The sequence below is a fragment of the Streptomyces sp. SID3212 genome (genome assembly GCF_009865405.1).
Lineage (GTDB): Bacteria > Actinomycetota > Actinomycetes > Streptomycetales > Streptomycetaceae > Streptomyces.
On sequence record NZ_WWJY01000619.1, the window covers coordinates 1 to 9,338 of the forward strand.

8 protein-coding genes and 1 pseudogene are annotated in these 9,338 nt (G+C 70.7%); 3 read left to right on the forward strand and 6 right to left on the reverse strand.

The window, feature by feature from the left end; all coding sequences use genetic code 11:
• A partial coding sequence (locus GT042_RS18505) for a serine/threonine-protein kinase (RefSeq protein WP_161309829.1) occupies positions 1 to 804 on the reverse strand: 804 nt, incomplete at its 3' end.
• A 43-nt stretch (positions 805 to 847) separates the two neighbouring features.
• Between GT042_RS18505 and GT042_RS18510 the strand changes: the two genes are divergently transcribed.
• Positions 848 to 1,399, forward strand: a complete 552-nt coding sequence (locus GT042_RS18510) for an RNA polymerase sigma factor (RefSeq protein WP_161309830.1) — start codon at positions 848 to 850, stop codon at positions 1,397 to 1,399.
• Positions 1,400 to 1,445: 46 nt separating this feature from the next.
• Here the strand turns inward: GT042_RS18510 and GT042_RS18515 are convergent, their stop codons facing one another.
• From GT042_RS18515 to GT042_RS18530, 4 genes are read right to left on the reverse strand one after another with little or no spacing between them, the layout of a single operon-like run.
• Complete coding sequence (locus GT042_RS18515) at positions 1,446 to 4,118, reverse strand: laminin G domain-containing protein (protein ID WP_161309831.1); 2,673 nt, start codon at positions 4,116 to 4,118, stop codon at positions 1,446 to 1,448.
• Positions 4,115 to 4,960 (reverse strand): carbohydrate ABC transporter permease, encoded by an 846-nt coding sequence (locus tag GT042_RS18520; RefSeq protein ID WP_345943823.1) that lies wholly within the window; start codon positions 4,958 to 4,960, stop codon positions 4,115 to 4,117. Before GT042_RS18520 ends, GT042_RS18515 begins: the two co-directional genes overlap by 4 nt.
• Positions 4,957 to 5,847, reverse strand: a complete 891-nt coding sequence (locus GT042_RS18525) for a sugar ABC transporter permease (RefSeq protein WP_345943824.1) — start codon at positions 5,845 to 5,847, stop codon at positions 4,957 to 4,959. The genes GT042_RS18520 and GT042_RS18525 overlap by 4 nt, the downstream gene beginning before the upstream one ends.
• Before the next feature lie 42 nt (positions 5,848 to 5,889).
• A complete protein-coding gene (locus tag GT042_RS18530; RefSeq protein ID WP_161309832.1) occupies positions 5,890 to 7,164 on the reverse strand; it encodes an extracellular solute-binding protein in 1,275 nt (424 codons plus the stop codon).
• Positions 7,165 to 7,414: 250 nt separating this feature from the next.
• On the opposite strand from GT042_RS18530, the gene GT042_RS18535 reads away from it, so the two are divergent.
• Positions 7,415 to 8,443: a LacI family DNA-binding transcriptional regulator gene (locus GT042_RS18535; protein ID WP_345943825.1), complete on the forward strand. Its 1,029-nt coding sequence runs from the start codon at positions 7,415 to 7,417 to the stop codon at positions 8,441 to 8,443.
• A gap of 91 nt (positions 8,444 to 8,534) precedes the next feature.
• Here GT042_RS18535 and GT042_RS18540 read toward each other — a convergent pair whose 3' ends face one another.
• Positions 8,535 to 8,894, reverse strand: coding sequence for a PRC-barrel domain containing protein (locus GT042_RS18540; RefSeq protein WP_161309834.1), 360 nt, complete (start codon positions 8,892 to 8,894; stop codon positions 8,535 to 8,537).
• Positions 8,895 to 9,152: 258 nt separating this feature from the next.
• Here GT042_RS18540 and GT042_RS18545 point away from each other — a divergent pair.
• Positions 9,153 to 9,338, forward strand: a pseudogene (locus GT042_RS18545) (chitin-binding protein); the annotation flags it as partial.

The window sequence follows — 9,338 nt, forward strand, 5'->3', positions numbered from 1 at the left end:
CGGGTCGCTGTCGGCCTGTCCCGCCAGCCGTTCCAGTTCGAGCGCGAACGCCTCGGCCGTCGGCCACCGCCGCTCGCGGTCGCTCTCCAGGGCCCGGAGGACGGCCCGCCGGACCGCCGGAGCCAGCCCGGGCCGCAGCCGGTCCGGCGGCACGATCTTCCCCGGCGGGCCCGGGACCGCCCCGGTCAGCAGGTGGTGGAGCAGCGCCCCGAGGCTGTAGACGTCGGCGCGCGCGTCGATGCCGTCGCTCTGGTCGAGCTGTTCGGGCGCGGCATAGCCCGCGGAGCCCACGGTCAGGGTCAGCCCGGAGGCCTGCGCCAGGCTCTTGGCGAGGCCGAGGTCCGCGACCAGCACCCGCTCCCCGCCGTCCGGGGCGGTCGCGACCAGCACGTTCGACGGTTTGATGTCCCGGTGTACGGCCCCGGCGCGGTGCAGCGCCGCCACTCCCCTGGTGGCCGCGGCGGTGAGCCGCAGCGCCTCCGCCACCGGCAGCGGCCCGGCGGCGAGGCGGTCCTCCAGGGTGCCCCGGTCCGCGTACTCCATGACGAAGTAGGGCCGGTCCTCGGAGTGCTCGCCGATGTCGAAGACCTGGACGAGTCCGTCGGAGGCGGCGCGGCGCAGCAGCCGTGCCTCCGACAGGAACCGCTCCCGGATGTCGAGCCGGTACGCCCAGTTCTCCGCCATGACCTTGATCGCGACGGGCGCCTGGAGCCGGTCGTCGTGGGCCAGCCACACGACGCCGAAGGCACCCGTGCCCAGGCGTCGCTCGACGCGGTAGCGACCGATCCACTGAGGTGAAGACATGTGATTATCATGCCTGGGTGATTTCACTCTGCACGCATACCCCATGACCTGGACACCCGACACCGAGGCCCTGGCGGCGCGCGCCGCCGCCGGTGACCAGGGGGCCCTGGACCAGCTCCTGCGGGAGATCTGGCCCGAGACCGTCCGGCGGTGCGGCCGGTTCCTGCTCTTCCGGGAGGACGCCGAGGAGGCCGCGCAGGACGTCCTGCTCCAGGTCTCGCGCCACATCCATCGCTTCGAGGGCCGCAGCCGGTTCAGTACGTGGCTCTACACGGTGGTGGCCAACTGCGCCCGGCAGAAGTACCGCGAGCTGAAGCGCCGGGCCGGCGAGATGCCCCTGTCCGCTGAGGTGACGGGCCGCGCGGATCCCCGGACGACCAGTGTGATCGCCGGGTCCCGCGTGGACCTGCTGGAGGCGCTGGAGCGGCTCGAACGGGACAGTCCGCACCTGGTGGAGCCGCTGGTCTACCGCGACATCTGTCAGATGGAGTACGCGGAGATCGTGGAGCGGATGGGCATCCCGCTGGGCACGGTGAAGTCCCGCCTGCACCACGCCCGCCGCCAGGTCAGACCGTGGCTGGCGGAGAACTCCTGATCCGGCCGGGTGGGCGACGGTACGCCGCCGCCCACCCACCGGCGTCCTACACCGGGTCCTGGTGGTCCCGCCGGAGGTCGAAGCCCAGCGCCCGGATGTTCTCCAGCCGGCCGTACGGGCTCCGCGCCGCTCCCTGGTCGCGGGTGAGGCTGGTGAATCCGCTCCGGATGCCGAACAGCCCCGCGAGGACCGCCTCCGTGACGGCGACCGCCGCGTTGCTCTCCCGGTTGGACACCCCCCGTTCCGCCACGCGGTAGCTCCCGTCGGGGGTCACCTCCATCGCCTGCCCCCACAGGCCCCCCGACGTGGTGCGATGGGCACGCCGCAGCATGGCCGCCGCCGTCTCCGGGCGGCCCAGGCGGCACAGCCCGTACGCGGTCGCCCCGGGCCACGCCGCGAAGGCGCCGGCCGCGCCGTGGTCGGGCCGGTCGGAGAGCGGGGCGATCGGGTCGCCGGGATCGAGGGCGCGCATCCAGTCACCGTCGACCAGGTGGCCGGTGACGAACCGGACCATCTCCTCGCGCTGTTCCGCCGTGAGGTCCTCGGACATGTCGGCCGCCACCAGCGCGAAGTCGAGGCAGTGGCCGATGGGTTCGCTCCCGTCCGGGTGCGAGACCGCCCACCGCCCGTCCCCGGCGTACTGCTTCAGCACCGCCGCCGACAGCTGTCCCGCCTCGGCCTCCGCCGCCTCGGCCTCCTCCCGTTCCCCCATGAACCGCAGGAGGGTGGCGAGCGACCGCATCATGCCGACGTACCCGGCGTTCAACGACACCACCGCGTGGCGGTAGTTGGGCACACACTCCAGCAACTCCCAGGCGTCGTCGCCGAAATCGACCAGCACCCCGGAGCCGAAGGAGGCCCGCTGCCCTCTCGGCCGGTAGGCCATGGCCCGCAGATGGTCCAACACCGTGCGCCCGCCGGTGACTTCGCCCAGCAGCGTGAGATCGCCGGTGACCCCCACGTAGGACTGGACGGACCGGAACAGCGCGTGGTCGTTGGCCGCGTAGTGGTTCCCGACCGGGAGCAGGTTCCGGGTGTCGAAGGAGTGGCAGCGGTCGTACGGCTGGCCGAGCGCGGCCAGCAGCCAGGCCCGTACGCCCGCCGGCTCCAGCAGGGCGGCGGTCCTTCCCCACTCGGACTGGTCCCAGAAGAACGTCGTGGTCGGCCCCAGCCGGGGCCCGCCCGTCAGGAACACCGGCCCGGGGCTGCCGGAGCGGGTGTTGCGCAGGTAGACCGCGAGAAGGGCGCCCGTGTAGTACGTCCTGGCCAGGTCCGGGTCCGCCTCGGTCAGCGTCGGCAGGTGGCCGGAGAATTCGCCGTTGCCCGGTTCGAAGGCGCTCCGCCAGGTGCGGCGCCAGCGGTCCGCGACCGCGTCGAAGGACACGTCGAACGACGCGGCGGCGGACGAAGCGGCCTCCCGCGTTTCCGCGGCCGATTCCCCGACGTCGAGCACCCAGCCGATGACAACGTTGTCCCCTGGGTCGACTGTGACGTCCCACCGGGCCACGGCCCGTGCCCCGTCCGCCTCCAGGGCGGTGGGCGGAACGGAGAAGGCGTACGACGACACCGCCGTGCTGCCCGTGTCCTCGACGGTCACCCCGCCGTCCCGTACCCGCGCGGTCCACCGCTGGCCGCCCCACCACGGGTCGGTCCGGGCCACCACCCCGCCGTCCACGGACAGTTCGGCGGCCTCGGCGTCGACCCGTACCGCCACCGTGTGCCAGGTCTCCGACGGAAGGGGCTCCGCCGCCGTCACCCGTTCGCCGCCGATGGTCAGTGACAACCGCCCTTCCTCCAGGGCGACTTGCAGTGAGTCGGGGTGGTTGCCGTGGGTGAGGATCACACCGGTACGGTCCGTGGCCCCCGGGCCGTCCAGCCGCACCTGGAAGTGGAGTGTGTCCCCCTCCTCGATCTCCACCGCGCCGAGGTACCGGTCGGTGTCGGGCCGGATGTCGTGCCGGGCACCTGGCTCCCCCAGCGGCACCGACGCCCCGCCGGCGCGCGTCAACGCGACCTCCCGCAGGGCGCAGGCGGCTCCCGGGGCCCGTACCCGGCCGGAGTCCGGTGTGCTGTGGTCGGGGAGTTCCGACTCCAGCAGCATCGGCGCGGAGTCCTCGTCCCGCTGGATGCCGGGGATCCGGGGGCTGCCGACACGGATCCGGCGCGCGCCCACCGGCAGGAGCTGCACCTGGCGGGGGCGGGGCGCGGTCACCTCGGAGCGCAGCCGCTCGGTGGCGTAGAAGTCGTGGTGGTGCCCGGCGTTCCAGGGGCACCCGTACAGCCAGCCCCAGTCCACGTCCGACCGGGCGAACATGGCGAGCAGTTCCTGCTCGACGGTCACCGTCCGGGTCTCCGTGGAGGTGTTGCGCAGGGTCAACCGCCAGAGGACGCGGCTGCGTTCGTAGCCCATCCGTACGTCGGTGCGGACGGTCAGCCCGTCACCGCCGCCCTCCCGCTCCACACCCCAGGGGGACCAGCGCAGCCGTCTGGCGGGCAGGGGCGTCCCGTCGATCCGCAGGACGCCGGTGTGGTAACCGCCGCTGTACGGCGGGAAGGCGAGCCAGGACAGGGAGGTCAGGTCCTCGTTCACATGCCCCTGGCCCGCCTGGTTGCGCAGCGAGGGGAGGTGGGCCAGCTCCGCCCGGTCCGTCCAGGGTCCGGCGAGCGTGTCGAGCGCCGGGACGCCGTCGGTCGTCAGGGTCGAGGGGCGGCTGGTCATTTGGAGGCTCCCGACATCAGGCCGTGGATGAACTCCCGCTGGCTGACCAGGTATCCCACCAGGGGGATGATCGCCGCGAGGAACATGATCCCGAACAGCTGGCTGTAGTCCGTCGAATAGGCACCGAGGGACACGTAGATTCCGGTGGTGATGGTCTGGCCCTGGAGCGGGCCGAGGATGAACTGCGGGTTGAGGAAGTCGTTCCACACCCACAGCCCCAGGAAGATCGCGACGGTGGCGGTGGCCGGCCTGACGACCGGGAAGATGATCTTCCACCAGATCCGCAGGTCACCCGCCCCGTCGACGCGTGCGGCCTCGATGATCTCGCGGGGGACCGTACGGAGGAATCCCACGTACACGAAGACCGCGAAGGAGAGGTAGCCGCCGCCGACGTTGGAGAGGATGAGGCCCGGGTAGCTGTGCGCCAGGCCGATCCACTGGAGCATGATGACCACCGGCAGCAGGACGACCTGCGGCGGGACCATCAGGCCCAGCGCGAAGAGCGCGAGCAGGAGGGACTTGATCCGCGGGGACCGTTCGGAGACGTAGAAGCCGACCACGGAGCCGAGCGGGACGAGGACCGCCACGCTCACCACGGTCACCAGGACCGAGTTGAGCAGTCCCGCCTGCACCAAGTGGTCCGGGCGGCGCAGCGCGTTGAGGATGTTGTCGAAGGTGAACGGCGACGGCGGCGCGGCCGGGTTGGACAGGATCTGGTCCTGGTGCTTGAACGCGCTGACGAACGCGATGTAGAGGGGCAGGATGAACGCCAGGGTGACGAGCCAGGCCGCGGTGGCGCGTCCGGCCAGCCGGGACAGGCGGAGGAATCCGGGGAGAGTCACAGGTCCGCTTCCCTCTTCCGCAGGACGTGGGTGGCCGAGTAGGAGACCAGGGCGGTCAGGACGAGCAGGACCATGGCGATGGACGAGGCGTAGCCGAACCGGTTGTCCGTGAAGGCCGCGGTCACCAGGTAGTACGCGGTCGACTGGGTGGCGTTGGCCGGCCCGCCGCCGGTCAGTACGGCGATGACGTCGTACAGCTTGAGTGTGGTGATCAGGCAGAGGACCACACTGATCGTCATGCCGGGCGCGATCATGGGGAGGGTGACGTGCCGGAAGCGGCCGAGGAACCCGGCGCCGTCGACGCGGGCCGCCTCGTACAGCTCGGCGGGCACCGACTGGAGGGAGGCGGTGTACACGACGGTGGCGAAGGCGATGGTGATCCAGCTGACGACGACGCAGATGGAGAACGTGGCGAGCCCCGAGCTGCCCAGCCAGGCGACCGGTTCCTCGACCAGGCCCACCTTGACCAGGAAGACGTTGAGCAGGCCGTTCTGCGTGAGGATGCTGCGCCAGATGAAGGCGACGATCACGCCGGAGAGGACCTGCGGGATGAAGATGAGGGTGCGCATCACCCGGTAGTTCGCGGTCGACTTGTTGAGGAGCATCGCGAGCAGCAGACCGACGGTGTTGGCGACGACGGTGACGGAGACGACGACGATGCCGGTGAAGAGCAGGCTGTGCAGGAACAGGTCGTCGGAGAAGAGGTCGGTGTAGTTGGCGAGGCCGACGAAGTCACTCCTGCCCTGGAGCGGGCTCTTGTCCGTGAAACTCCAGAACAGACTCTGGAAGAGGGGGAACAGCAGAAACATGGCGTAGAGAGCGACGGCTATCCACGCGAGGGGCGCGAGACCGAGACTCCGGCCGCCGCGGGGCGTGCGACTTGGCACTGCGGGAGATCCTTTCCTGGTTCCTCACACTCACACCGTCGGTCACTTGGCGGCTTTGTCCCAGGCCGTGTCGAAGGCGGCCAGCTGTCCCTTGACGTCCGAATCGGTGAACAGCTTCTGTGCCAGGGCGTTGAACTGGTCGACCAGACCGGCGGGAAGAGCGTCGTCGTTGTTGACCTCGCCGAACGCGCTGACCTTGCGGGCGTCGCCGGTCACGTACGCGTAGGCCTCGGTGTAGACCGGGGTGACCTTCGCGCCGAAGGAGTCGAAGGGGACGTCCTTCAGCATGGGGAAGGCGCCGTCGGTCTCGATCAGTGTCTTCAGATTGGTCCGGGACAGCGACCAGGCCTTCGCGAAGTCCATCGCCTTGGGGACGTCGGCGGACTTGGCGCTGACGGAGGTCGTACCGCCGGTATTGAACGGAACGACCGTGCCGCCCCCGGCACTCGGCAGCAGGAACGTGCCGAAGTCCGCCGCGTCGGCGGGCGGGATCAGGCCGATGAGCCAGCTGCCCATCGGGTACATCGCGGACTTCCCGGCGAGGAACTGGGTGTTGGCGTCGTTGTAGTTCACGCCGAGCGCGCCCTTGTCGAAGCCGCCCGCGGTGACGAGCTCACGGTATTTGCCGACCGCGGCGACCATGTTCGCGTCCGTGAACTTCACCGTGCCCGCGTACCGGTCCTTGACCCAGTCGGGGTTCTTGCCGAGCACATCGGCGGTGATGAGCCCCGACAGCGGATAGGCCGCCGCCCAGGGCTCGGCGCCGGCCATCTGGAGCGGGGTGACGCCGGCCTTCCTGAGCGTCCTGACGACGGTCATGAACTGGTCCCAGGTCGTCGGGACCTCCAGGTGGTGGGCCGCGAAGATCTTCTTGTTGTAGAAGATCATGGGGATGATCTGCGAGTTGGTGGGCGGGATGTAGCTCTTGCCCTGGATCGCGTTGCCGTCGGGGTCCGTGAAGTGCTCCTCCAGCCACTTCCGGTCGTACGGCTGGAGGAGGCCGGCGCCGATGAAGTCCTTGGGCGTGATCGAGGAGAGGACGTCGGGGAACTGCCCCGAGGCCTGGAGCTGCTTGGCGTACTTGTCCCGGTCGGCGTCCGGAGAGACGATCTTCTTCACCGAGATGCCGGGGACCTGCTTCTGCGCGTCGGATATGGACGAGTCCCAGAAGGTGGCGGTGAGGGCGGGGGTCTCGAACGTCATGAACGTCAGGGCGGTGGCCCCGGACTCGGTGCCCGCGCTGGTGGAACAGGCCGTGAGCGACAGCGCGGCGGCGAGCCCCACCGCGGTCGCGAACAGCGTGCGTGCGCGTTTCATTCAGTCTTTCTCCTTGACGAGTGGGCAGTTGGCGCGACCGGGCCCGGAACCGTTCGGTGGAACGGAGGGTTTTTGCACCCCTCGTCAGGGATGGATCGTGCACCCGACAGCGAGATAACGTTGTCTTGGAAGTACAGTATGTTTCCGCGACGTCAAGTCAACCCCTCCAGCGTCACGGACGGATCTCGGAGCGTCGGTCCGGCCGGCGCTTCGATGCGATCATGCTCGGACCTGAGCGAAAGGAAGCGCAGTGCCTCGTCCTGATGCCACGGGAAAGCGTGGCCCGTCCCGCCCCCGCAGACCGACCATGGTCGATGTCGCCCGGGAGGCGGGGGTCGCGCTGCGTACCGTGTCACGGGTGGTGAACGGCGACGTGACGGTCGGTGAGGCGCTGGCTCTGCGCGTACGCCAGGCGATCGAGACGCTCGGCTACCAACCGGACGAGCGGGCACGGCAGTTGCGCAGCGGCCGTACAGGCACGATCGGGGCGGCCGTACGGCACATCGCGGAGGCACACCCCGTCCTGCGGGCCATCGAGGCGACCGCGCGCGGTGTGGGTCTGAACGTCGTCGCGATGTCCACGGACGACGACGAGGTACGGGAGCGGGAGGCCGTGCTCTCCATGTGCGGGCGCCGCATGGACGGCATCATCCTGGAGCCGATCGCCGACGGCCACCAGTACCTCCAGCCCGAGATCGACTCCGGCCTCGCCGTCGTGGCGTTCGACCGGCCCGCGACGGGCGTCTCGGTCGACACCGTCCTCACGGACAACCGCGCGGGCATCCGGATGGCCTTCGAGCACCTCGTCCGCCACGGCCACCGCAGGATCGGCTACATCGGCGACGACGAGCGGGTGTACACGGGCCACGAACGCGCCGCGGCGTTCCGCGACTGCCTGAGCGGGATCGGCGGGCCCCTGGACGGCATGGTGCATCCGGGCCCGGTCGAGCAGGACCGTATCGCGGCGGCCCTGGCGCGCCTGCTCGGCGGTGCGGCGCCAGCCACGGCCCTCATCACCGGCAACTACTCAACCACGCTCGGCGTCATCCGCGCTCTCGGCGCCGACCTGGGCACGGTGGCGCTGGTGGGCTTCGACAACTTCTCGCTGGCCGATCTCCTGCGGCCGGGCCTGACGGTGATCGCCCAGGGGGACGAGGAGATAGGGCGTACGGCGATCGAACTGTTCCGCACCCGCCTGTCGGACCCGGCCCAGCCGATCCGCACGCTCACGATCCCACCGACACTGATCGCCCGCGGCTCGGGCGAGATCCCGGTCTGAGGCGGTCGCGCCGGAGGGCGCGCGCCGGAGGCGGGAGACGGGCGACCCGGCGCCGGGGGACGTACGGCGCAGGCCGCCCCGTGGCGAGCCGTCAGGAGACGGGGACCGGGCCCAGGGCCTGGTAGTAGTTGCCCACCTCCGACAGGTACGCCACGTCCGTCGTCTCGCTGTCCCTGGCGAAGCGGGGCGCCGCCTTGATCTCCTCCCGGGCCCGGCCGACGATCACCCGCCGGGTCTCGGTGTCGATGCCGGTGATGAGGCCCGCGGGGATCAGGAGGCTGGTGCCGAACACCCACATGCCCGTGTCGACGACCAGGTGCCGCATGCCGTCGTGATCCGTCTGCCGTTCCACCTGTCCGACGACCCCGTCGGTCGCCTCCACCTCGAAGCCCACCAGGGAGCGGTCCTCCCCGTAGCCGCAGTCCGCCGCGTACGCCCAGATGTTGTCCATGTCCGTCTCGCCCCTCGTCGTGTCCGGGCCTCGTCGTGTACAGGCCCGATTCCGCTGCCATCGCGTGACCGACACGTACCCCGCTCACCGGCGATCATGAGCAGATTCACCCCGATGCCGGGTACGGATTCCCGCCGCGCCCCCGGAAACGGCGGCGCCGGGGCGACGGCTCCGGTGAACGGCCCGGGCGCTCCGGCCGTAATGGACAGCACACTGTTACGCGCAGGGCCCCCGGGCCCGCCGAGGGAGTCCGTCCTGATGATCCGTCACCGCACCTCCGCAACGGCCGCCTTCGCGGGCGCCGTCACGTTCCTGCTGGCGGGTTCGACGCTGCTGGTCGCCGGTCCCGCGTACGCGCACGGCGCGCCGACCGATCCGGTGAGCCGGGTCGCCGCGTGCGGCCTGGCGTCGGAGGGGCTCACCGGCTCGCCCGCGTGCCGGGCG

Excerpts from the sequence above, each read along its gene's own strand:
- GT042_RS18540 (WP_161309834.1), bottom strand. The coding sequence starts at position 8,894 with ATGGACAACATCTGGGCGTACGCGGCGGACTGCGGCTACGGGGAGGAC.
- GT042_RS18510 (WP_161309830.1), top strand. The coding sequence starts at position 848 with ATGACCTGGACACCCGACACCGAGGCCCTGGCGGCGCGCGCCGCCGCC.
- GT042_RS18530 (WP_161309832.1), bottom strand. The coding sequence starts at position 7,164 with ATGAAACGCGCACGCACGCTGTTCGCGACCGCGGTGGGGCTCGCCGCC.
- GT042_RS18515 (WP_161309831.1), bottom strand. The coding sequence starts at position 4,118 with ATGACCAGCCGCCCCTCGACCCTGACGACCGACGGCGTCCCGGCGCTC.